This is a genomic window from Kitasatospora sp. NPDC059795, assembly GCF_042732175.1.
Lineage (GTDB): Bacteria > Actinomycetota > Actinomycetes > Streptomycetales > Streptomycetaceae > Kitasatospora.
The window spans coordinates 334,889-355,287 of sequence record NZ_JBHWID010000004.1 but is presented as its reverse complement, the minus strand read 5'-3'; the positions used below and the strand labels follow the sequence as shown (position 1 = coordinate 355,287).

Annotated in this window: 21 protein-coding genes and 1 pseudogene; 13 read left to right on the top strand and 9 right to left on the bottom strand. The window is 72.6% G+C overall.

The genetic code is table 11. From position 1 onward, the window contains the following. Positions 1-6 precede the first annotated feature (6 nt). Positions 7-978: a carbohydrate kinase family protein gene (locus ACFV4P_RS11145; RefSeq protein ID WP_380469941.1), complete on the bottom strand. Its 972-nt coding sequence runs from the start codon at positions 976-978 to the stop codon at positions 7-9. 201 nt (positions 979-1,179) lie between these two features. Here ACFV4P_RS11145 and ACFV4P_RS11140 point away from each other — a divergent pair, with 201 nt between their 5' ends. Then, on the top strand, positions 1,180-1,395 hold the full coding sequence (locus ACFV4P_RS11140) for a hypothetical protein (RefSeq protein ID WP_380469690.1): 216 nt from the start codon (positions 1,180-1,182) through the stop codon (positions 1,393-1,395). A gap of 86 nt (positions 1,396-1,481) precedes the next feature. Further along, on the top strand, positions 1,482-2,081 hold the full coding sequence (locus tag ACFV4P_RS11135; protein ID WP_380469688.1) for a hypothetical protein: 600 nt from the start codon (positions 1,482-1,484) through the stop codon (positions 2,079-2,081). An 80-nt stretch (positions 2,082-2,161) separates the two neighbouring features. Here ACFV4P_RS11135 and erpA read toward each other — a convergent pair whose 3' ends face one another. Further along, complete coding sequence (gene erpA, locus ACFV4P_RS11130; protein WP_380469686.1) at positions 2,162-2,515, bottom strand: iron-sulfur cluster insertion protein ErpA; 354 nt, start codon at positions 2,513-2,515, stop codon at positions 2,162-2,164. A 207-nt stretch (positions 2,516-2,722) separates the two neighbouring features. On the opposite strand from erpA, the gene ACFV4P_RS11125 reads away from it, so the two are divergent. Continuing rightward, the gene (locus ACFV4P_RS11125) at positions 2,723-3,604 is read left to right on the top strand and encodes a GNAT family N-acetyltransferase (RefSeq protein WP_380469684.1); all 882 of its coding nucleotides are present in this window, start codon (positions 2,723-2,725) and stop codon (positions 3,602-3,604) included. Between the two features lie 37 nt (positions 3,605-3,641). On the opposite strand, the gene ACFV4P_RS11120 is transcribed toward ACFV4P_RS11125, so the two are convergent. From ACFV4P_RS11120 to ACFV4P_RS11110, 3 genes are all read right to left on the bottom strand, one after another. Next, positions 3,642-5,009 (bottom strand): pyridoxal phosphate-dependent decarboxylase family protein, encoded by a 1,368-nt coding sequence (locus ACFV4P_RS11120; protein WP_380469682.1) that lies wholly within the window; start codon positions 5,007-5,009, stop codon positions 3,642-3,644. Positions 5,010-5,146: 137 nt separating this feature from the next. Further along, positions 5,147-5,620 carry an Lrp/AsnC family transcriptional regulator gene (locus tag ACFV4P_RS11115; protein ID WP_073811898.1) on the bottom strand — a complete coding sequence of 158 codons (474 nt, stop codon included), beginning with the start codon at positions 5,618-5,620 and terminating at the stop codon, positions 5,147-5,149. Positions 5,621-5,711: 91 nt separating this feature from the next. Further along, complete coding sequence (locus ACFV4P_RS11110; protein ID WP_380469680.1) at positions 5,712-6,638, bottom strand: NADP-dependent oxidoreductase; 927 nt, start codon at positions 6,636-6,638, stop codon at positions 5,712-5,714. Between the two features lie 189 nt (positions 6,639-6,827). On the opposite strand from ACFV4P_RS11110, the gene nadA reads away from it, so the two are divergent. Further along, entirely contained in the window at positions 6,828-8,009 is a 1,182-nt protein-coding gene (nadA, locus tag ACFV4P_RS11105; RefSeq protein WP_380469678.1) for a quinolinate synthase NadA, read from the top strand. Positions 8,010-8,093: 84 nt separating this feature from the next. Here the strand turns inward: nadA and ACFV4P_RS11100 are convergent, their stop codons facing one another. Both ACFV4P_RS11100 and ACFV4P_RS11095 read right to left on the bottom strand, forming a co-directional pair. After that, positions 8,094-8,387 carry a hypothetical protein gene (locus ACFV4P_RS11100; RefSeq protein WP_380469675.1) on the bottom strand — a complete coding sequence of 98 codons (294 nt, stop codon included), beginning with the start codon at positions 8,385-8,387 and terminating at the stop codon, positions 8,094-8,096. A gap of 27 nt (positions 8,388-8,414) precedes the next feature. Beyond that, positions 8,415-9,188 carry a PspA/IM30 family protein gene (locus ACFV4P_RS11095; RefSeq protein WP_274536975.1) on the bottom strand — a complete coding sequence of 258 codons (774 nt, stop codon included), beginning with the start codon at positions 9,186-9,188 and terminating at the stop codon, positions 8,415-8,417. A 219-nt stretch (positions 9,189-9,407) separates the two neighbouring features. On the opposite strand from ACFV4P_RS11095, the gene ACFV4P_RS11090 reads away from it, so the two are divergent. Together ACFV4P_RS11090 and ACFV4P_RS11085 are read left to right on the top strand one after the other, a co-directional pair. Further along, positions 9,408-10,007: a DUF3043 domain-containing protein gene (locus tag ACFV4P_RS11090; protein ID WP_198953328.1), complete on the top strand. Its 600-nt coding sequence runs from the start codon at positions 9,408-9,410 to the stop codon at positions 10,005-10,007. Positions 10,008-10,192: 185 nt separating this feature from the next. Continuing rightward, complete coding sequence (locus tag ACFV4P_RS11085) at positions 10,193-10,903, top strand: class I SAM-dependent methyltransferase (protein WP_380469939.1); 711 nt, start codon at positions 10,193-10,195, stop codon at positions 10,901-10,903. Between the two features lie 29 nt (positions 10,904-10,932). Here ACFV4P_RS11085 and ACFV4P_RS11080 read toward each other — a convergent pair whose 3' ends face one another. Further along, positions 10,933-11,133 (bottom strand): hypothetical protein, encoded by a 201-nt coding sequence (locus ACFV4P_RS11080; RefSeq protein WP_073811907.1) that lies wholly within the window; start codon positions 11,131-11,133, stop codon positions 10,933-10,935. Positions 11,134-11,237: 104 nt separating this feature from the next. Between ACFV4P_RS11080 and cobU the strand changes: the two are divergent. The 7 genes and pseudogenes from cobU to ACFV4P_RS11045 all read left to right on the top strand — a co-directional run. Next, positions 11,238-11,786: pseudogene (cobU, locus tag ACFV4P_RS11075) on the top strand (bifunctional adenosylcobinamide kinase/adenosylcobinamide-phosphate guanylyltransferase); the annotation flags it as partial. A gap of 11 nt (positions 11,787-11,797) precedes the next feature. Beyond that, on the top strand, positions 11,798-12,916 hold the full coding sequence (locus ACFV4P_RS11070) for a nicotinate-nucleotide--dimethylbenzimidazole phosphoribosyltransferase (RefSeq protein ID WP_073811910.1): 1,119 nt from the start codon (positions 11,798-11,800) through the stop codon (positions 12,914-12,916). A gap of 65 nt (positions 12,917-12,981) precedes the next feature. Beyond that, entirely contained in the window at positions 12,982-13,752 is a 771-nt protein-coding gene (locus tag ACFV4P_RS11065; RefSeq protein WP_380469671.1) for an adenosylcobinamide-GDP ribazoletransferase, read from the top strand. A gap of 213 nt (positions 13,753-13,965) precedes the next feature. Continuing rightward, positions 13,966-15,450 carry a leucyl aminopeptidase gene (locus ACFV4P_RS11060; RefSeq protein ID WP_380469668.1) on the top strand — a complete coding sequence of 495 codons (1,485 nt, stop codon included), beginning with the start codon at positions 13,966-13,968 and terminating at the stop codon, positions 15,448-15,450. 367 nt (positions 15,451-15,817) lie between these two features. Then, complete coding sequence (lpdA, locus tag ACFV4P_RS11055) at positions 15,818-17,224, top strand: dihydrolipoyl dehydrogenase (RefSeq protein ID WP_380469666.1); 1,407 nt, start codon at positions 15,818-15,820, stop codon at positions 17,222-17,224. A gap of 58 nt (positions 17,225-17,282) precedes the next feature. After that, a complete protein-coding gene (sucB, locus tag ACFV4P_RS11050; RefSeq protein WP_380469665.1) occupies positions 17,283-19,139 on the top strand; it encodes a 2-oxoglutarate dehydrogenase, E2 component, dihydrolipoamide succinyltransferase in 1,857 nt (618 codons plus the stop codon). A gap of 134 nt (positions 19,140-19,273) precedes the next feature. Beyond that, positions 19,274-19,789 carry a DUF4240 domain-containing protein gene (locus ACFV4P_RS11045; RefSeq protein ID WP_073811918.1) on the top strand — a complete coding sequence of 172 codons (516 nt, stop codon included), beginning with the start codon at positions 19,274-19,276 and terminating at the stop codon, positions 19,787-19,789. A gap of 59 nt (positions 19,790-19,848) precedes the next feature. On the opposite strand, the gene ACFV4P_RS11040 is transcribed toward ACFV4P_RS11045, so the two are convergent. Continuing rightward, positions 19,849-20,352 carry a GNAT family N-acetyltransferase gene (locus ACFV4P_RS11040; protein ID WP_380469663.1) on the bottom strand — a complete coding sequence of 168 codons (504 nt, stop codon included), beginning with the start codon at positions 20,350-20,352 and terminating at the stop codon, positions 19,849-19,851. Positions 20,353-20,399 lie beyond the last annotated feature (47 nt).

Sequence of the window (20,399 nt, the reverse complement as noted above, 5' to 3'; positions counted from 1 at the left end):
CACGGATCAGAGCCGCGTACGGATCTCCGCCGCCGCGTCCGCCCCGTACGCCGCCTCGAAGCGCTCCAGGAAGTGGCCGCCGCGCAGCTCGTACTCCTGGGTGCCGACGGTCTCGATGACCAGGGTCGCGAGCATGCAGCCGACCTGCGCCGCGCGCTCCAGGCCGAGGCCCCAGGACAGGCCCGCCAGGAAGCCGGCCCGGAAGCCGTCGCCGACGCCGGTGGGGTCGGCCTTGCGCTCCTCCGCGGCGCAGCCGACCAGGATGTCGGGCTCGCCCTCGCGCTGGATCCGCACGCCCTTCGGGCCGAGGGTGGTGACCCGGGTGCCGACCCGAGTGAGGATCTCGTCCGAGGACCAGCCGGTCTTGGACTCGATCAGCGCGGCCTCGTACTCGTTGGTGAAGAGGTACGCGGCGCCGTCCACGATCTCCCGGATGTCCTCGCCCTCCAGGCGGGCGAGCTGCTGGGAGGGGTCGGCCGCGAACGCGTACCCGCGGGTGCGGCACTCCTGGGTGTGGCGCACCATCGCGGCCGGGTCGTCCGCCCCGATCAGCACCAGGTCGAGGCCGCCGACGCGGTCGGCGATCGGCTTCAGCTCGATGTTGCGGGCCTCGGCCATCGCGCCGGTGTAGAAGGACGCGATCTGGTTGTGGTCCTGGTCGGTGGTGCACATGAACCGGGCGGTGTGCCGGGTCTCCGAGATGTGCACGGAGTCGGTGTCGACGCCGTGCCGGTCGAGCCAGCTGCGGTACTCGGTGAAGTCCGCGCCGGCCGCGCCGACCAGGATCGGGCGCAGGCCGAGCAGGCCCATGCCGAAGGCGATGTTCGGGCCGACGCCGCCACGGCGGATGTCCAGGGTGTCGACCAGGAACGACAGCGACACCGTGTGCAGCTGCTCGGGGACCAGCTGGTCCGAGAAGCGTCCGGGGAAGGTCGTCAGGTGGTCGGTGGCGATCGAGCCGGCGACGGCGATGCGCACGGGGTTCTCCTCGGGCTGCCCGGCGGTGGCCGGAGCGGCGGACAACAACTCACCTAAGGTACCCGCCCGATCCGGGCACTACCGATGGGTAGGCCTGTCGCCCGACCGTCGGCCGTCCTAGGGTCGCGAGTACGGGGGCCGGACGCGGCCCCCGTCCAGTCCGCGGCAGCGTGGCCGCGGCGCGGCGATCGGAGCTCCCGCATGGTGATTGACCACTCCCCCCGTCGGCTGCTCACCGGGCCGGACGACATCGAGGCCGAGTCGCTGGCCGATCTGCTGGACTCCTCGCGGCGGATGGGCCGGTTCTGGCCGGCCTCCGGTCCGGGTCCGGTGCGGTCGGCGCCGACGGTGCTGGGTGTCCGGGTGCCGGTCGAGGCCCGTCGGGTGGTGGCGGGGATGCCCGAGTTCGGCGAGTAGCGGGAACCGGTTTCCTCCCGGGCACGTCAAACCCGCGCGGTGCCGCTCCCGGCGGCACTGCGCGACCCTCGGGAGGAACGCAGATCATGGACGACAAGACCGCAGCCGTCTCCGTCAAGCCCTCGCCCGCGCGCCGGAGGACCGTCCTGGCGCTCGGCGCCGTGTCGTTGGCCGTCGGGCTGTTGGCCGGGTGCGGCAGCTCCGGTTCGGTGAGCCCCACCGCGTCCGCTCCGAACGCCTCCGGGAGCGACGCGATCCCCGGCCCGGGCAGCGCAGCCCCCGGCTCGCCGTCCGCTCCCGCGACCCCCGACGGGCAGCCCTCGCCGTCCGCCGGGCAGCCGACCAGCCCCGGGATCGCCGTCGGCGAGCACCCGCCGACGGCGGTGAAGATCCCCGTCACGGGCTACCGGCAGGAGAGCCCCACCCAGCTGACGGTGTTCTACACGGCCGGGGTGTGCGACAAGTACGGGGTCCGGCTGGAGGAGGACGCCCCGCCGACCGTGAAGCTGCGGATCGTCGTCGTCAAGACCGCCGAGCCGGGCCAGGCCTGCCCGCAGGTGATGAAGGAGCAGGAGGCCGCGGTGACCCTGCCCCGGCCGATGAACGGCGGCGCCGTGGTGGACACCGCGACCGGCGACCAGGTGCCGCCGCAGTCCGGCGAGGTGGGTGTCGGCGGCCCGCGCTGATCCGAGAAGCGCCCCGGAAAGCCCCGAGGGCGGCCCCCCGGATGGGGAGCCGCCCTCTTCGTTCGCGCTGCTGAGAAGACTTAGCTGAACGAGTCGCCGCAGGCGCAGGAGCCGGTGGCGTTCGGGTTGTCGATGGTGAAGCCCTGCTTCTCGATGGTGTCGACGAAGTCGACGGAGGCGCCGCCCAGGTACGGGGCGCTCATCCGGTCGGTGACGACCTTGACACCGTTGAAGTCCTTGACGACGTCGCCGTCCAGCGAACGCTCGTCGAAGAACAGCTGGTAGCGCAGGCCCGAGCAGCCGCCGGGCTGAACGGCGACGCGCAGCGACAGGTCCTCGCGGCCCTCCTGCTCCAGCAGGCTCTTGACCTTGGCCGCGGCGGCATCGGTGAGGAGAATGCCACTCTCGACGGTGGTCTCGTCCTGGACGGTCATGCTTACTCCCGGTCTGTGACGACTGTGATCCGCCAGTGCCAACCAGCGGCCTCCCGGATTCATTTCCGGTAGGTGGTGCGTTCGGGGGACATTTTTCGTCGCCCACTCCCCCCCACGCTCCATGCTCGCACACCGGGCGTTGACCGGTCACCGTCCAGTTGGGCAAACCGCTACCGCCCGCACACCGGCGCCCAGCAGGATGTGACGGTGATCATTCGTCAGTTGAGAGACAGCGCGGAGGACGCCGAGGCGGTGAACCGGGTCTCCCGGGCGGCGTTCCGCGACCTGGACGGCCGGCCGCAGGACGACGAGTCCGAGCCGCCGGACGCGCCGTCCCGGATCCGCCGGACCGCCCGGTCGCGGCACCTGGCCGTGACCGACCCGCAGGGGTGCTGGATCGCCGAGCAGGACGGCGAGCCGGTCGGGGCCGCGCTGTCGCTGCGCCGCGAGGGCGTGTGGGTGCTGGCGCTGCTCGTGGTGCTGCCGTCCGCGCAGGGGCAGGGCGTGGGCCGGCTGCTGCTGGAGCGGGCCGCGGCGTACGGGCGGGGCTGTCTGCGCGGGATGCTGTGCGCCTCGCCGTCGCCGGCGGCGGCGCGGCGGTACCGGGCGGCGGGGTTCACGCTGCATCCGACGATGCGGCTGACCGGCCGGGTGGACCGGGGGCGGCTGCTGGACCCGGGGGACATCCCGGTGCACGCGGGCAACGCCTCGCACCTGCACCTGCTGGATTCGGTGGACCGGCGGCTGCGGGGCGCGGCGCACGGACCGGACCACCCGTTCATGCTGGCGCACTTCGAGGAGCTGCTGATCGCGGACACCCTGGCCGGCACCGGCTACTGCTACCGGGACGGCGGCACCGTCCAGCTGGTGGCGGCGACCTCGAAGCGGATCGCGACCCGGCTGCTGCGGGAGGCGCTGGCCCGGGTGCCGGAGGGCGTGGACGCGGACGTGTCGTTCCTGACGGCGGAGCAGGAGTGGGCGGTGGACGTGGGCCTGGAGCTGGGCCTGTCGTTGACCACCCGCGGCTACCTGGCGGTCCGCGGGATGCGCCCGCCGACCCCGTACGTGCCGAACGGCGGCTATCTCTAGGGCCTGTCCGGCCGCCGTTCGGGTCCGTACGCGTCCGTCACCGCATGGTGTCGAGGATCTCCTGGACCATCTCCATGGTGGTGCCGGGGTGCAGGAAGGCGAACCGGGCGACGGTCTCGCCGTCCCAGCCGGTCGGGGTGACGAAGCCGATCTGGTCGGCGAGGAGCTGCCGCGACCAGCGGTAGTAGTCGTCGTGGGTCCAGCCGGTGCGGCGGAAGCAGACCGCGGACAGCTGCGGGTCGTGGAGCAGTTCGAGGTGCTCGGTGTCGCGGATCAGCTGCGCGGTGTCGCGGGCGAGGCGCAGGCCGGTCTCGATGGCGTCGGTGTAGGCCTGGACGCCGTGCACGGCGAGCGAGAACCAGAGCGGCAGGCCGCGGGCGCGCCGGGTGAGGTGGTAGGCGTAGTCGGTGGGGTTCCACTCGTCGCCCTCGGTGTGCAGGACGTCCAGGTAGCCGGCGTCCTGGGTGTGCACGGCGCGGGCCAGCCGGGGGTCGCGGTAGAGCAGCGCGGCGCAGTCGAACGGGGCGAACAGCCACTTGTGCGGGTCGACGACGAAGGAGTCGGCGTGCTCGATGCCGTTGTATCGCTCGCGCACCGAGGGGGCGAAGAGGCCGGCACCGCCGTAGGCGCCGTCCACGTGGAACCAGAGGTCGCGTTCGCGGGCGACCTCGGCGATGCCGGCGAGGTCGTCGATGATGCCCTCGTTGGTGGTGCCGGCGGTGCCGACGACGGCGATGACGGTCTCGGGGTGCGGGTCGGCGGCGAGGGCGGCGCGCAGGGCGGCGCCGGTGAGGCGGCGGTCGACGGCGGGGACGGGGAAGGCCTCGACGCCGATGATGTTGAAGGTGTTCTTGACCGAGGAGTGCACCTGGTCGGCGACGGCGATCCGCAGCCGGGTCTCCGGTCCGACGCCGAGTCGGCGGCGGGCGGTGTCGCGGGCGACCACCAGCGCGGACAGGTTGCCGGCCGAGCCGCCGGAGACGAAGACGCCGCCGGCCGTGGCGGGCAGGCCGGCCCGGTCGGCGATCAGGCGCAGCACCTGGTTCTCGGCGGCGATCGCGCCGGCCGCCTCCAGCCAGGAGATGCCCTGCAGGGAGGCGCAGGAGACCACCATGTCGAACAGCAGCGCGGCCTTGGTGGGGGCGCACGGGATGAAGGACAGGTAGCGGGGGCTGTCGGCGGAGATGACGGCGCGGGACAGCTCGTGGTCGTACAGCTTGAGCACGTCGGCGGGGTTGTTGCCGTGGTCGTTGAGCAGCCCGGCGAGCGCTTCCCGCAGGTGGGCGCCGTCGCCGGGGTGGTCGAGCGGGACGGGGTCGTACTGGAGCCGTTCGCGCATGTAGTCGAAGACCAGCTCGACCAGTTCGTCGTCCGGCTTGTGCATGCGGTCGGGCGCTGCGTACACGGGTGTCCTCTTCGCTGCGGTGCGTGGGGGGGGTCATGATCAGCGTAGGCAGCAGGGTCGGACGGGCGCGCGTCGGAACGGGGCCGGTGGGGGCCGGTTTCGTGCGTGTTCGGGGGGTGCGGCGCAGGATTCCTGCGTCAGATGAGTTGGGAAAGCACCACCGAGGAGCGGCTGCGCTGGACGCCGGGTTCCTTGCGGATGCGTTCGATGACGGCTTCCAGGTGCCGGGTGTCGGCAGCCCGCAGGTGGACCAGGGCGTCAGGGTCGCCGGTGACCGTCCAGGCGGCGGCGACCTCGGGGAACTGGCGCAGCGAGGCGAGCAGTTCCTCGGGCGAGGTGCGGGGGCGGCAGTAGACCTCGACGAACGCCTCGGTGCCCCAGCCGAGCAGCGCGGGGTCGAGCACCACGGTGAAGCCGCGGACGATGCCGCGGGCCCGCAGCCGGTCGATCCGGCGGCGGACGGCGGTGGCGGACAGGTTGGTGAGCAGCCCGATCTCGGCGTAGGAGGCGCGGCCGTCGCGGCTGAGGTGCTCCAGCAGGAGGCGGTCGGTGTCGTCCAGGGCCTGTCCGGCCACCGCCCGGCCGAGGTCGGGAGGCCGGTGGGTGCTCATGGCGGGGCTCCACGGGTGGTGCGGGTGAGGGTTCGGAGTCGTGGGAGAAACGACTCTGCGGGGCCCATTCTCGCGGACGCCGGGTCTCCGTTCAGTCCACCAGCAGGACGATCTTGCCGCGGGTGCGGCCTTCGGCGTTGAGGGCCTGGGCGGAGGCGGCCTGGCCGAGCGGGAAGGTGGAGGCGACGGGGACGGTGAGCAGACCGTCGTCGGCGAGCCGGGCGACGGCGGCGAGGTCCTCGGGGTCGGGGCGGGTCCAGATGTAGTGGCCGCCGAGTGCGCCGACCCGGTAGTCGACGGCGGAGGCGATCCGGGCGGGGTCCTTGACCAGCGCGATGGAGACGTCGAGGGTGTCGCCGCCGACCAGGTCGAGCACCGCGTCCACCCCGCCGGGGGCGAGGGCGCGGACGCGTTCGGCGAGGCCCTGGCCGTATTCGACGGGTTCGGCGCCGAGGCCGCGCAGGAAGGTGTGGTTGTGCGGCCCGGCGGTGCCGATCACCCGGGCGCCGAGCGCGCCGGCGACCTGGACGGCGAGCGCGCCGACGCCGCCGGCCGCGGCGTGGATCAGCACGGTCTCGCCGCTGCGCACGCGCAGCGCGTGGACCAGCGTCTGCCGTGCGGTGAGCCCGGCGGTGGGCAGGCCGCCGGCCTGGGCCCAGTCGAGGGCGGCGGGTTTGCGGGCCAGGGTGCGGACGGGCGCGGCGACGAGTTCGGCGTAGGTGCCGTACCCCACGACGTCCTTGCGGACGTAGCCGATCACCTCGTCGCCGGGCCGGTACTCGGTGACGGCGCCGCCGACGGCCTGCACCACCCCGGCCAGGTCGAAGCCCATGATCAGTGGGAAGTGCGCGTCGAGGATGCCGTCGAGGTCTCCGTCGCGGATCTTCCAGTCGACGGGGTTGACGCCGACCGCGCGGGTGCGGACGAGGACGGTGTCGGGGCCGACCTTGGGGTCCGGGAGTTCGGTGTACTCGACCACGTCGGGGCCGCCGTAGCGATTGATCGCGATTGCCTTCATGAGGTCCAGCCAACCGGTGGCACGGCGGGTTCTCGCGCGGGAAGCATCCATCCCGGTGAGCGGTTCTCGTCACATCGACAGGATGGCCATCGTCAGGCTGACGAGAACCGGTTATCATAGATAGCGTCAGATAGACGAGAAGGCTGTGTCGGGAACGATCCGGCCGCCGCATCAGGAGGGCAGCCGCCCGTGACCACAACCACCGAGACCTACGGCGTCGACCCGACCGCCTCGCCGCTCGCCCTGCTGCTGCTCGGCCGGGAGGCCGACCCGAACAGCGAGCGCGGCGTGGAGTGCCCCGGCGATCTGCCCGCCGCCTCCGACCCGGACCTGGTGGCGCGCGCCCGCGCCGCCAAGGAGAAGCTCGGCGACCGCGTCTTCATCCTGGGCCACCACTACCAGCGCGACGAGGTCATCGAGTTCGCCGACGTCACCGGCGACTCCTTCAAGCTGGCCCGGGACGCCGCGGCCCGCCCGGAGGCCGAGTACATCGTCTTCTGCGGTGTGCACTTCATGGCCGAGTCCGCCGACATCCTCACCTCCGAGCGCCAGCAGGTCGTGCTGCCGGACCTCGCCGCGGGCTGCTCGATGGCCGACATGGCCACCGCCGAGCAGGTCGCCGAGTGCTGGGACGTGCTCACCGACGCCGGGATCGCGGACGTCACCGTGCCGGTCTCGTACATGAACTCCTCCGCCGACATCAAGGCCTTCACCGGCAAGCACGGCGGCACCATCTGCACCTCCTCCAACGCCCGGCGCGCCCTGGAGTGGGCGTTCGAGCAGGGACAGAAGGTGCTGTTCCTGCCGGACCAGCACCTGGGCCGCAACACCGCGGTGCTGGAGATGGGCTTCTCGCTGGAGGACTGCGTCCTCTACAACCCGCACAAGCCGAACGGCGGCCTGACCGCCGAGCAGCTGCGGGACGCGAAGATGATCCTGTGGCGCGGCCACTGCTCGGTGCACGGCCGGTTCAGCCTGGACTCCGTCAACGAGGTCCGCGAGCGGATCCCCGGCGTCAACGTCCTGGTGCACCCCGAGTGCCGGCACGAGGTGGTCACCGCCGCCGACCAGGTCGGCTCGACCGAGTACATCATCAAGGCGCTGGACGCCGCCGAGCCCGGTTCCAAGTGGGCCATCGGCACCGAGCTCAACCTGGTCCGCCGCCTGGCCAAGGCGCACCCGGACAAGGATGTCGTCTTCCTCGACCGCACGGTGTGCTTCTGCTCCACCATGAACCGCATCGACCTGCCGCACCTGGTCTGGGCGCTGGAGTCGCTGGCCGAGGGCCGCGTCCCGAACGTGATCACGGTGGACGCCGAGACCGAGAAGTACGCCAAGGCCGCGCTGGACCGCATGCTGGCCCTGCCGTAACGATTCGCCTCACGACCGCAGGCACACGAGAGGGCGGGCACCCCACCAGGGGTGCCCGCCCTCTCGTCACGAACGGCGCCCGAACTACTCCGGGATGCCCGGGATCAGGCCGTCGCCCTCGGCCCGCAGCAGCTCGCGGACCTGCTCCAGGGACGCCTCGGCGTCCGGCAGGATCAGGTCCGACGGCTCCAACGAATCCGCCGGCACCGGCGTACCGACCTCCCGAACGGCCGCCAGCAGGTTGCCGAGCGCGGCCTTGAAGCCCGCCTCGTCGCCCGCCTCGACGGCCTGGAGCAGATCGTCGTCCAGCTGGTTCAGCCGGTTCAGGTCGCCCTCGGCGACCTCGAACTGCCCCTCACCCAAGACCCGCATGATCATGCTGGTACGTCTCCCCTGCTCGCAGGCTTACTTGCGGTAGTTGATGGTGGGCGGCGGGGTGTCGTTCTTCCCCTGCTCGATCGCCTGCGGCTGGGAGGCCGGGGTGCCACCGGTCAGCTCGGCCTTCATCCGGGCCAGCTCCAGCTCGACGTCGCTGCCGCCGGCCACCCGCTCCAGCTCGGCCTCGATGTCGTCCTTGCGGCCCAGGCCGCTGGCGTCGTCGAGCGCGCCGGAGGCCAGCAGCTCGTCGATCGCGCCCGCGCGGGCCTGCATCTGCGCGGTCTTGTCCTCGGCCCGCTGGATCGCCAGACCCACGTCGCCCATCTCCTCCGAGATGCCGGAGAAGGACTCCGCGATCCGGGTCTGCGCCTGGGCGGCGGTGTAGGTGGCCTTGATGGTCTCCTTCTTGGTGCGGAAGGCGTCCACCTTGGCCTGGAGGCGCTGGGAGGCGAGCGTGAGCTTCTCCTCCTCGGCCTGCAGGGCCTGGTACTGCGTCTCCAGGTCGGTGATCTGGGACTGCAGGTTGGCCTTGCGGCTGAGTGCCTCGCGCGCCAGGTCCTCGCGGCCGAGGGACAGCGCCTTGCGACCCTGGTCCTCGTACTTGGAGGACTGCTGCTGCAGCTGCGTCAGCTGGAGCTCCAGGCGCTTGCGGGAGGTGGCCACGTCGGCGACGCCCCTGCGCACCTTCTGCAGCAGTTCCAGCTGCTTCTGGTAGGAGTAGTCGAGCGTTTCGCGCGGGTCCTCCGCCCGGTCCAAGGCCTTGTTCGCCTTGGAGCGGAAGATCAGCCCCATACGCTTCATGATTCCGTCGCTCATGGGCCTCGATAGCCCCCTTCTTCGGGCCTGGGTTTGCGTCTCGTGACAGGTCGAGTGTATGCGCGACGGGGTCCCCGGCGCAGTCCACCAGCCAGCAACAATGCTGCTACAGCGAGCGGCCGTTCGGCATCGTCCTCACGATCGATATCGGTTCGCATCCGGGGGCCGGACGGAAAGCGGCCGGTCAACCCGTACGCTGGGAGTGTGTTTCGACGCCGCTCTGATGACTCCGCCGCCTCCTCCTCCGTCACGCTGACGAAGGACGACGAGCGGCTGCCCCGCGACCCGCAGGCCCCGAAGGGCCGGCCCACGCCCAAGCGCAGTGAGGCCGAGTCCAACCGGAAGAGCCGGGTCTCCGTCCCCAAGGACCGGAAGGAGGCCGCCCGCCAGGCCCGCGAACGGATGCGCGCCGAGCGCGAGAAGCAGCGCACCGCTCTGCTGGAGGGCGACGAGCGCCACCTGCCGGCCCGCGACAAGGGGCCGGTCAAGCGCTACGTCCGCGACTTCATCGACTCCCGCTGGGCCGCGGCCGAGTTCTTCCTGCCGTACGCCGTCGTGGTGCTGGTGCTCTCCATCACCAAGATCGGCTACCTGCAGCTGCTCTCCACGCTGCTGTTCATGGTCTTCTTCGTGGTGGTCATCCTGGACTTCGTCCGGATCGGCTTCACGCTGCGCAAGGGCCTCGCCGAGCGCTTCCCGAACGGGGACACCCGCGGCGCCCTGATGTACGGCCTGATGCGCACCCTGCAGATGCGCCGCCTGCGACTGCCCAAGCCGATGGTCAAGCGGGGCGAGCGGCCCTGACCGCGGAAGCCGTTCCGCCGTACTGGGCCCCGCCGGCGCAGCAGCCGGTCGGGGCCTTCGGCACGCCGGGCATCCCCGCCCAGTACGGGGCGCCGCGCGGTCGGCACGGGCGGCTGCCCGCCCGCGGCGGGCCGTACCACAGCGGGGCCGGCGAATGGCTGGAACGGCACGGCGGACTCCACAACCTGGTCCGCCAGGAGCTCGTCACCCGGCAGCTCGCCGAACAGCTCACCCGCGGCACCGCGCTGCGGGTGCTGGACGTCGGCTGCGCCGAGGGCACCCAGGCGCTGCGGCTCGCCCGCGCCGGGCACTTCGTCACCGGCATCGACCCGGACCCGGACATCCTCGGCGTCGCCCAGCAGGCGCTGGCCGCCGAACCCCCCGAGGTCCGCGACCGGGTCCAGCTGCTCACTGGCGACGGCCACCAGGTCGGCCGCTGGTTCGGGCCGCGCAGCTTCGACCTGGTGCTCTGCCACGGCACCCTGATGTACCTGCCCGACCCGGACCCGATGCTCGCCTCGGTCGCGCGCATCCTCGCCCCCGAGGGGCTGCTCTCGCTGCTGGTCCGCAACGGCGACGCGCTGGCCATGCGGGCCGGGCTGACCGGCGACTGGCGGGCCTGCCAGGAGGCCTTCGACACCACCCGCTACACCAACCGCCTCGGCCTGCCCGCCCGCGCCGACCGGCTCGCCGAACTCTCCACCACCCTCACCGGGTTCGCCGTCCCCGTCCGCCACTGGTACGGGGTGCGGGTCTTCACCGACACCATGGAGGACGAGGCCGCCCCGGTCGACGGCCGCCAGCTCGGCCAGCTGCTGGACGCCGAGGAACGGGCCGGCAAGCAGGACCCGTACCGGCACGTCGCCGCCCTCCTGCACGTGATCGCGGAGAAGTGACGCCGAACGCGGCCGGGCGCTGACGACCCTCAGGCCTCGTGCAGGCTCATCGGGTAGATGTCGCGGCCGTCCTCGACCAGCACCACCCGGTCGACGCCGTCGTCCAGCAGCGTCTTCCACTCCTCGCCGATCCACGTCTCGGCGTCGCCCTGGCTGGAGAACTCCTCGGCGCCGCCGTCCTGGGCCACCGGGGTGCCGTCGTTCTTCTCGTACCGCCAGGTCCACACCATGCCGGGCTCCTCCGGGTCAATGCTGCTGAAGGGTTGCGACAGTAGCGTGCCCAGCTGGAATCCGGGCATGCGCCGTCCGGCAGGATGATCGCATGGCTCTCCCCCGCACCCTGCTGCTCGGCGGCGCCCGCTCCGGCAAGTCCACGCACGCCGAACGGCTCCTCGCCGACCGCCCCGACGTGCTGTACGTCGCCACCTCCGGCACCCGCGACGGCGACACCGACTGGGCACACCGCGTCGAACTCCACCGCTCCCGCCGCCCGGCCGGCTGGCGCACCGCCGAGACCTGCGCGCTGGAGGCCGTGCTCGCCGACCGCACCGACCCGGCGCCGGTGCTGATCGACTGCCTCGCCCTGTGGCTGACCTCGGTGATGGACGAGCACGACGCCTGGGACGACGAACGCTGGCACGACGGCGGGCGGGAGGCCGTCGAGGCGCGCTGCGCGGCACTGGCCGCCGCCTGGGCCGCCACCCGGCGAACGGTCGTCGCGGTCTCCAACGAGGTCGGCATGGGCGTCGTCCCCGCCACCGCCTCCGGGCGGCGCTTCCGGGACACCCTCGGACGGCTCAACATGGCCGTCGCCGACGCCTCCGAGCAGGTGCTGCTGGTGGTGGCCGGACAGGTGCTGACCATCAAAGCGGTGGCCGTGTAGATTGCCGAGCGATGGACACCACCGTGGATCTCGACACTTTCTCCTCGCTCGTCGAACGGCCTGACGAGAGTGCGCGGCGCGGCGCCGAGGAGCGCTGGCAGCAGTTGGCCATGCCGCGCGGCGGCCTGGGCCGGCTCCAGGAGCTGGCGGCCTGGCTGGCGTCCGCGCAGGGCGAGGCGCCGACCCGCCCGCTGACCGCCGGCAAGGTCCTGCTGTTCGCCGCCGACCACGGCGTCGCCTCGCTCGGCATCTCCACCCTCGACGCCCGCGGCGGCACCGCCGACCGGGTCCGCGCCGTGCTCGACGGCACCGCGCCGGTCTCCGTCCTGGCCCGCCGCTACGGCGCGGACGTCCGCGTGGTCGACGTCGCGGTCGACGCCGACCCCGCCGAGTTCCCCGAAGAGGTCGTCCGCCACCGCGTCCGACGCGGCTCCGGCCGCATCGACGTCGAGAACGCGCTCACCCTTGACGAAGCCGCCCGGGCCTTCCGGGCCGGCATGGCCGTCGCCGACGAAGAAGCCGACGCCGGGACCGACCTGGTCCTGCTCGGCGACCTCGGCGTCGGCTCCACCACCGTCGCCGCCGTCCTGATCGGCGCGCTCTGCGGCACCGACGCCGCCGCCGTCACCGGCCGCGGCTCCGGGATCGACGACCGGGTGTGGATGGTCAAGTGCGCCACCATCCGCGACGCGCTGCGCCGGGCCCGCCCGGTGCTCGGCGACCAGCTCGCGCTGCTCGCCGCGACCGGCGGCGCGGACTTCGCGGCGATCACCGGGTTCCTGCTCCAGGCCGCCGTCCGCAAGCTTCCCGTCGTCCTCGACGGCGTGGTCTCCGCGGCCTGCGCGCTGGTCGCCCAGCGGATCGCCTTCCGCGCCCCCGAGTGGTGGCGCGCCGCCTCCCTGACCGGCGAACCCGCCCAGGCCAAGGCCTACGACCGCCTCACCCTGACGCCCCTGCAGGACGTCGGCGTCACCATGGGCGAGGGCATCTCCGCCCTCCTCGCCCTCCCCCTCCTGCAGGCCGCGACGGACACCCTCGCGGAGCCTGCCGCGGTCCCCAGCGCGAAGCCGCTGCCGCCGCGGGCCCCGGCGAAGCTGCCGACGGCCGCGGAGCTGCTGGGCCGCTACTGAGCGCACGGCGCGCGAAGCCGTGGAACCCTTCGCGACGAGAATCTGCACGTGAAAGGCCCCGGCTGGTGAGCACCGACGTTTCGCGCCCGTCCGCGCTCGGTCCGGGACTACGGTTCGCGTTCGGAACGCTGACGGTGTTTCGGGTGCGGGTGCACCGGTGGGACCGCGCGGCCGGCGGGGTGGCGATGGCGGTCGCGCCGGTGGTCGGGCTGGTGGTCGGGGCGCTCGCGGGAGGCACGGGGGCGCTCCTCGCGTGGCGGGGCGGGGCGTGGTTGGGCGCCGTCGCGGTGGTGGCCGTCGAGGCGGTGGCGACGCGGGGGCTGCACCTGGACGGCGTGGCCGATGTCGCGGACGGGCTGGGCAGCGGAAAGCCGGCCGAGGACGCCCTGCGGATCATGAAGCAGTCGGACATCGGGCCGTTCGGCGTGCTGACTCTCATTCTTCTGATGCTCACTCAGCTCGTGGTGCTCGCAGGTCAGTTCGAGCGAGGACTCTGGCGCGGCGCGCTCGCCGCCGCCGTCGCGGCGGTCGCGGGCCGGACCGCGCTGGCATGGGGCTGTCTGCGCCCGGTGCCGGCCGCCCGGCCCGGGGGGCTGGGGGCGATGGTGGCGAGCACGGTGCGTCCGGTGACGGCCGTGGCGGTGACGCTGGCGGCGGCCGGCGCGGCGGCGGCGTTGCGGTGGGAATGCGGGGTGGCCGTGCTGCTCGGAGTGGCCGTTGCCGCAGGCGTGTTGCGGCGGTGCGTGCGGCGTTTCGGCGGGGTGACGGGCGATGTGCTGGGGGCGTTGGTGGAGTCCTCGGCGACCGCGACGCTGGTGGCGCTCGCGCTGATATGACGTCCGGCCCCGGCCGGAGTTCACGCACCGTCACCGTCGGCGGCGGTTCGTACAGGGCGACAGGCGGGGCGGCGCAATCCCAATATGCGGACTACCATGCGGTGAGCACCCTGGCCCCCGTGCCCGTTTTGCCGCGGAGTCTGCCTGGGTTTGCCGGTCGGCCATCGAGGCCGTCACCGGCTGTGGACCGCGAAAGAACAGGACGCATTTGTCGTGACTGCACTGTCTGTGAGCACCTCCTCCGCCGCCAGCCTGCGGGCGGATGTCCTGGTGATCGGTGTCGCCAAGGGCCCCAAGGGCCTGATCGTGGCGGCCGGCGCCGAGGCGGTCGTCGAGGCGTTCGAGGGCAAGCTGGCCGAGGTCCTCACCACCCTGGGTGCCACCGGCGCCGAGGGTGAGGCGGTCAAGCTTCCCGCGCCGGCCGGCCTGAAGGCTCCGCTGGTGCTGGCCGTCGGCCTGGGCGAGGCCGCTGACGGCGCGTTCGGCGCCGAGGAGCTGCGCAAGGCCGCCGGTGTGGCCGCCCGCACCCTGGCCGGTACGAAGAAGGTCGCGCTGGCGCTGCCGACCGAGGACGTCGAGGCGGTCGCGCTGGGCGCGCTGCTCGGCTCGTACGCGTTCGGCACCTACAAGGCCGAGTCGAAGGCCCCCGTCGCCGAGCTGGTCGTGCTGACCGACCGCAAGGGCTCGAAGGACGCCAAGGCCGCCGTGGAGCGCGCCACGGTGCTGGGCGAGGAGATGAACCGGGCCCGCGACCTGGTCAACACCGCCCCGAACGACCTGAACCCGAAGTCCTTCGCCACGATCGCCCAGGCGGCCGGCAAGGAGCACGGCCTGAAGGTCGAGGTGCTGGACGAGAAGGCGCTGACCAAGGGCGGCTTCGGCGGCCTCCTCGGCGTCGGCAACGGCTCGACCAACCCGCCGCGGCTGGTGAAGGTGGCCTACACCCACCCGAAGGCGCGGGCCTCGCTGGCGTTCGTCGGCAAGGGCATCACCTACGACTCGGGCGGCATCTCGCTGAAGCCGGCCGGCCACAACGAGACCATGAAGTGCGACATGGCCGGCGCCGCCGCGGTGTTCGCCGCCGTGGTCGCCGCCAAGCGCCTGGGCCTGCAGGTCAACGTGACGGCGTGGCTGGCGCTGGCGGAGAACATGCCGTCCGGCACCGCGACCCGCCCCGGCGACGTGCTGCGGATGTACGGCGGCAAGACCGTCGAGGTGCTGAACACCGACGCCGAGGGCCGCCTGGTGCTGGCCGACGCGATCGTCCGGGCCGGCGAGGAGCAGCCCGACGTGATCGTCGACGTGGCGACCCTGACCGGCGCGATGGTGCTGGCGCTGGGCAACCGCACCTTCGGTGTGATGGCCAACGACGACGCGCTGCGCACCCAGCTGCACGAGGCCGCGGGCGCGGTGGGCGAGGCCTCCTGGCCGATGCCGCTGCCGGCCGACCTGCGCAAGGGCATGGTCGAGTCGACCATCGCCGACCTGGCGAACATGGGCGAGCGGATGGGCGGCGGCCTGGTGGCCGGTCTGTTCCTGAAGGAGTTCGTCGCCGAGGGCATCGACTGGGCGCACATCGACATCGCCGGCCCGGCGTTCAACGAGGGCGGCCCGTTCGGCTACACCCCGAAGGGCGGCACCGCCAGCGCGGTGCGCACCCTGGTCCGTTTCGCGGAGGAGACCGCCGCGGGCAAGTGACCCGTTGACCTCGTGGGGCCCGGCACCGTTGGTGTCGGGCCCCACGTGCATTACCAGCCAGTAGCGACCGGTGCCAATCCACCCGGTTGTTCGCCTCCGGCGAAAATTGATTCCGCAGTACGGAACTGCTACGGCGAAGCCCCCCGAACGGAGTACCTCCGAATGCCGATTTCCCGGCCGTGAGCTGGGACGATACCTCCGGGGCCGGGTCACCCCACCGCTCCGCGGCCCGCCCCCGGGCCCTGCCGGGGCACCCTCCGACGCCACCCGCCGCCAACAAGTGCAAAGATGTATTTCCGGCATGACTGGGCGCCCTTACAAGGGCACTCACCCACCGGACCGCGACCGGCCCGGCGATCCGCACCTTTTGCATGGAGGACGTGACGTGGCGAACGACGCCAGCACCGTTTTCGACGTAGTCATTCTCGGAGGCGGAAGCGGCGGCTACGCCGCGGCCCTCCGTGGCGCTCAGCTGGGCCTGAGCGTCGCGCTGATCGAGAAGGGTGAGTTGGGCGGCACCTGCCTGCACCGCGGCTGCATCCCGACCAAGGCGCTGCTGCACGCCGCCGAGGTCGCCGACGAGACCCGCGAAGCCGCCGACTTCGGTGTCCTCGCCACCTTCCAGGGCATCGACATCAAGGGCGTCCACAAGTACAAGGACGACGTCGTCGCCGGCCTGTACAAGGGCCTGCAGGGCCTGGTCGCCTCGCGCAAGGTCACCTTCATCCAGGGCGAGGGCCGACTGTCCTCGCAGACCTCGGTGGACGTCAACGGCCAGCGCATCGAGGGCCGCCACATCGTCCTCGCCACCGGCTCCGTGCCGCGCTCGATCCCGGGCCTGGACATCGACGGCAACCGGATCATCTCCTCCGACCACGCGCTGAAGCTCGACTACATCCCGAAGTCGGCGATCATCCTCGGCGGCGGCGTCATCGGCTGCGAGTTCGCCTCGGTCTGGAAGTCCTTCGGCGTCGACGTCACCATCGTCGAGGGCCTCCCGCACCTGGTGCCGCTGGAGGACGAGAACTCCTCCAAGCTGCTGGAGCGCGCGTTCCGCAAGCGCGGCATCAAGTTCGAGCTGAAGTCCCGCTTCTCCGGCGTGGAGTACACCGCCGAGGGCGTCCGGGTCTCCACCGAGAACGGCAAGACCATCGAGGCCGACGTGCTGCTCGTCGCCATCGGCCGCGGCCCGGTCTCGACCGGCCTGGGCTACGAGGAGCAGGGCGTCGCGATGGACCGCGGCTACGTCCTGGTCGACGAGTACCTGCGCACCAACGTGCCGACCATCTCCGCCGTCGGCGACCTGGTCCCGACCCTCCAGCTGGCCCACGTCGGCTTCGCCGAGGGCATCCTCGTCGCCGAGCGGGTCGCCGGCCTCAAGGTCGTCCCGATCGACTACGACGGCATCCCGCGGGTGACGTACTCCAACCCGGAGGTCGCCTCCGTCGGCCTGACCGAGGCCAAGGCCGTCGAGCAGTACGGCAAGGAGAAGGTCGTCACCCTCAAGTACAACCTTGCGGGCAACGGCAAGAGCAAGATCCTCAAGACCGCCGGCGAGATCAAGCTGGTCCAGGTCAAGGACGGCGCCGTCGTGGGTGTCCACATGGTCGGCGCCCGCATGGGCGAGCAGGTCGGCGAGGCCCAGCTGATCTACAACTGGGAGGCCCTGCCCGCCGAGGTCGCGCAGCTGATCCACGCGCACCCGAGCCAGTCCGAGGCCCTCGGCGAGGCCCACCTCGCGCTGGCCGGCAAGCCGCTGCACGCGCACGACTGATCGCGCCCCCGTCCCCCTTCATTCCTGAACGCAAGACTTGATAGGAGTCGCTGGAACCATGGCGGTCTCAGTAACACTGCCCGCGCTGGGCGAGAGCGTGACCGAAGGCACCGTCACCCGCTGGCTGAAGGCCGAGGGTGAGCGCGTGGAGATGGACGAGCCCCTGCTCGAGGTCTCCACCGACAAGGTCGACACCGAGATCCCGGCGCCGGCCTCCGGCATCCTGGCCTCGATCAAGGTCGGCGAGGACGAGACCGTCGAGGTGGGCGCCGAGCTGGCGATCATCGACGACGGCTCGGGCGCTCCCGCCGCCGCCCCGGCGCCCGCCGCCGAGGCCGCTCCGGCCCCGGTCGCCGAGGCTCCGGCTGCGCCGGTCGCTCCGGCCGCTGCGGTTGCTCCGGTTGCGGAGGCCCCCGCGGCCGCCGCGCCGGTCGCCGAGGCCCCGGCCGCCGCCGCTCCGGCCGGCGACGCCACCCCGGTGGTGCTGCCCGCGCTGGGCGAGTCGGTCACCGAGGGCACCGTCACCCGCTGGCTGAAGGCCGAGGGTGACACCGTCGAGGTCGACGAGCCGCTGCTCGAGGTCTCCACCGACAAGGTCGACACCGAGATCCCCTCCCCCGTGGCGGGCACCCTGGTGAAGATCCTGGTCGGCGAGGACGAGACCGCCGAGGTCGGCGCCCAGCTGGCGCTGATCGGCGCCGCGGGTGCGGTCGCCGCCGCCCCGGCCCCGGTCGCCGCTCCGGCCCCGGTCGCCGCTCCGGCCCCGGTTGCCGCTCCGGCCCCGGTTGCCGCTCCGGCCGCGCCGGCCGCTCCGGCCCCGGCTCCGGTGGCTGCCGCTCCGGCTCCGGTCGCTGCTCCGGCCCCCGCGCCGGTCGCGCCCGCCGCCCCGGTCGCCGCTCCGGCTCCGGTCGCCCCGGCTGCTCCGGTCGCCGCCCCGGCTCCGGTTGCCGCCGCCCCGGCTCCGGCTGCCGCCGTTCCGGCCGCGGACGCCGGTGACGCCTACGTCACCCCGCTGGTGCGCAAGCTCGCCGCCGAGCACGGTGTCGCGCTGTCCTCCGTCGCCGGTACCGGCGTCGGCGGCCGCATCCGCAAGCAGGACGTGATCGCCGCCGCCGAGGCCGCGAAGGCCGCGCCGGCTCCGGTCGCCGCGCCCGCCGCCGCTGCGCCGGCGAAGGCCGCCGCCGCGCCGTCCGCGCTGCGTGGCCAGACCGTCAAGATGACCCGCATGCGCAAGGTCATCGGCGACAACATGATGAAGGCCCTGCACGAGCAGGCGCAGCTGACCAGCGTGGTCGAGGTGGACGTCACCCGGATCATGTCGCTGCGCGCGAAGGCGAAGGACTCCTTCCTGGCCCGCGAGGGCGTGAAGCTGTCCCCGATGCCGTTCTTCGTGAAGGCCGCCGCCCAGGCGCTGAAGGCCCACGCGGTCGTCAACGCCCGGATCAACGACGCCGAGGGCACCATCACCTACTTCGACACCGAGAACATCGGTATCGCGGTGGACTCCGAGAAGGGTCTGATGACCCCGGTCATCAAGGGTGCGGGCGACCTGAACATCGCCGGCATCTCGAAGAAGACCGCGGAGCTGGCCTCGAAGGTCCGCGACAGCAAGATCACCCCGGACGAGCTGTCCGGTGCGACCTTCACCATCTCCAACACCGGTTCGCGCGGTGCGCTGTTCGACACCGTCATCGTTCCGCCGAACCAGGCCGCCATCCTGGGCATCGGCGCGACCGTGAAGCGCCCCGTGGTGATCGAGGCCGACGGCGGCACCGCCATCGGCATCCGCGACATGACCTACCTGTCGCTCTCCTACGACCACCGCCTGGTGGACGGCGCGGACGCCGCCCGTTACCTGGTCGCGGTCAAGGAGATCCTGGAGGCCGGCGAGTTCGAGGTCGAGCTCGGCCTGTAAGGCATCCCCGTCGGAAGCCCCGCACCGTCCCCGGACGGTGCGGGGCTTCCGCGTGTGCGGGCACTTGTCGGGCTGTGCCGTCAGCGGTTCGATCGGGTGCGGTCGCGGTGCGGATTGTGGATGCTGGAGCGGTGATGGACGAGACGGCATTCTGGCAGCTGATCGACGACTCCCGGGACGCGGCCGGGGGTGATCCGGACGAGCAGGCGCAGGCCCTGGTGGAGCGTCTGATGGGGCTGGCCCCGGACGATGTGCTGGACTTCGCCCGGCAGTTCGAGGCGCGGTTCCAGCGGGCCTACACGGTGGAGCTGTGGGGCGCCGCGTACCTGCTGCTCGGCGGGGCCTCCGAGGACAGCTTCGACTACTTCCGCTGCTGGCTGATCGCCCAGGGCCGGGAGGTGTTCGAGGACGGGGTGCACGATCCGGACCTGCTCGCGGAGCTGCTGCCCGACTTCGACGACGAGGAGGACGGCGACGCGGAGGAGCTCGGGTACGCCGCCGACGAGGCGTACGAGCGGCTGACCGGGCTGCCGCTGCCGGACCTGGGGGTGCGGCAGCCGCGCGCGCCGCAGGGCGCCTCGTTCGACTTCGGGGACAAGGCGCTGATGGCTCGCCGCTACCCGCAGCTGTGGGAGCTGTACGGGGACTGACGGCCCGTGGGGTGCCGTCCGGGTGGCGGCCGTCCGGGTACGGGCCGTCAGGGGGCCGTTCAGTCCAGCGCGCGGCCCATCCAGACGTCGTCCACGTAGCTGCCCTCCAGCAGGAAGTGCTCGGGCAGGATGCCGAGCACCTGGAAGCCGTTGCGCTCGTACAGGCGGCGGGCGGGCGCGTTGTGGCCGAGCACCCGCAGGGTGATCCGGCGGGCGCCCTCGGCGCGGGCGGCGGCGCAGACGGCGGTGATCAGGGCGTCGCCGATGCCGCGGCCGCGGGCCTTCGGGAGCACCGCGAGGCCCTGGATCTGCCGGACGTGGGCGTTGGACTCCAGCGGGATCTCCCGCAACTGCCGGATGTAGCCGACCGGTTCGCCGTCGAGTTCGGCGAGCAGGTACTGCTCGGGGCGGTGCTGCTGGTCGAAGACCGGCGCGTCGGCCGGGCCCTTCGGGGCGACCTCGCTGAGCGGGGACCAGACGGCGTGGTCCAGGGCGCGGATCGTCTGTTCGTCCTGCTCGACTGCTGGTCGGATGATCGGATCGGTCGATGGCATGGCGGCCATGCTAGTGCCGCGGCAGGCAGCCTTTGCGCGACGGGGCGAAGGCTGCC

Bases quoted from the DNA above. Each gene is read 5' to 3' on its own strand.
- ACFV4P_RS11080 (WP_073811907.1), bottom strand. From the start codon at position 11,133: ATGGTGTGGACCTGGCGGTACGAGAAGAACGACGGCACCCCGGTGGCC.
- ACFV4P_RS11070 (WP_073811910.1), top strand. From the start codon at position 11,798: ATGGACACCACCGTGGATCTCGACACTTTCTCCTCGCTCGTCGAACGG.
- ACFV4P_RS11040 (WP_380469663.1), bottom strand. From the start codon at position 20,352: ATGGCCGCCATGCCATCGACCGATCCGATCATCCGACCAGCAGTCGAG.
- ACFV4P_RS11110 (WP_380469680.1), bottom strand. From the start codon at position 6,638: ATGAAGGCAATCGCGATCAATCGCTACGGCGGCCCCGACGTGGTCGAG.
- ACFV4P_RS11115 (WP_073811898.1), bottom strand. From the start codon at position 5,620: ATGAGCACCCACCGGCCTCCCGACCTCGGCCGGGCGGTGGCCGGACAG.
- sucB (WP_380469665.1), top strand. From the start codon at position 17,283: ATGGCGGTCTCAGTAACACTGCCCGCGCTGGGCGAGAGCGTGACCGAA.
- ACFV4P_RS11100 (WP_380469675.1), bottom strand. From the start codon at position 8,387: ATGATCATGCGGGTCTTGGGTGAGGGGCAGTTCGAGGTCGCCGAGGGC.
- erpA (WP_380469686.1), bottom strand. From the start codon at position 2,515: ATGACCGTCCAGGACGAGACCACCGTCGAGAGTGGCATTCTCCTCACC.
- ACFV4P_RS11135 (WP_380469688.1), top strand. From the start codon at position 1,482: ATGGACGACAAGACCGCAGCCGTCTCCGTCAAGCCCTCGCCCGCGCGC.
- ACFV4P_RS11095 (WP_274536975.1), bottom strand. From the start codon at position 9,188: ATGAAGCGTATGGGGCTGATCTTCCGCTCCAAGGCGAACAAGGCCTTG.
- ACFV4P_RS11140 (WP_380469690.1), top strand. From the start codon at position 1,180: ATGGTGATTGACCACTCCCCCCGTCGGCTGCTCACCGGGCCGGACGAC.
- ACFV4P_RS11045 (WP_073811918.1), top strand. From the start codon at position 19,274: ATGGACGAGACGGCATTCTGGCAGCTGATCGACGACTCCCGGGACGCG.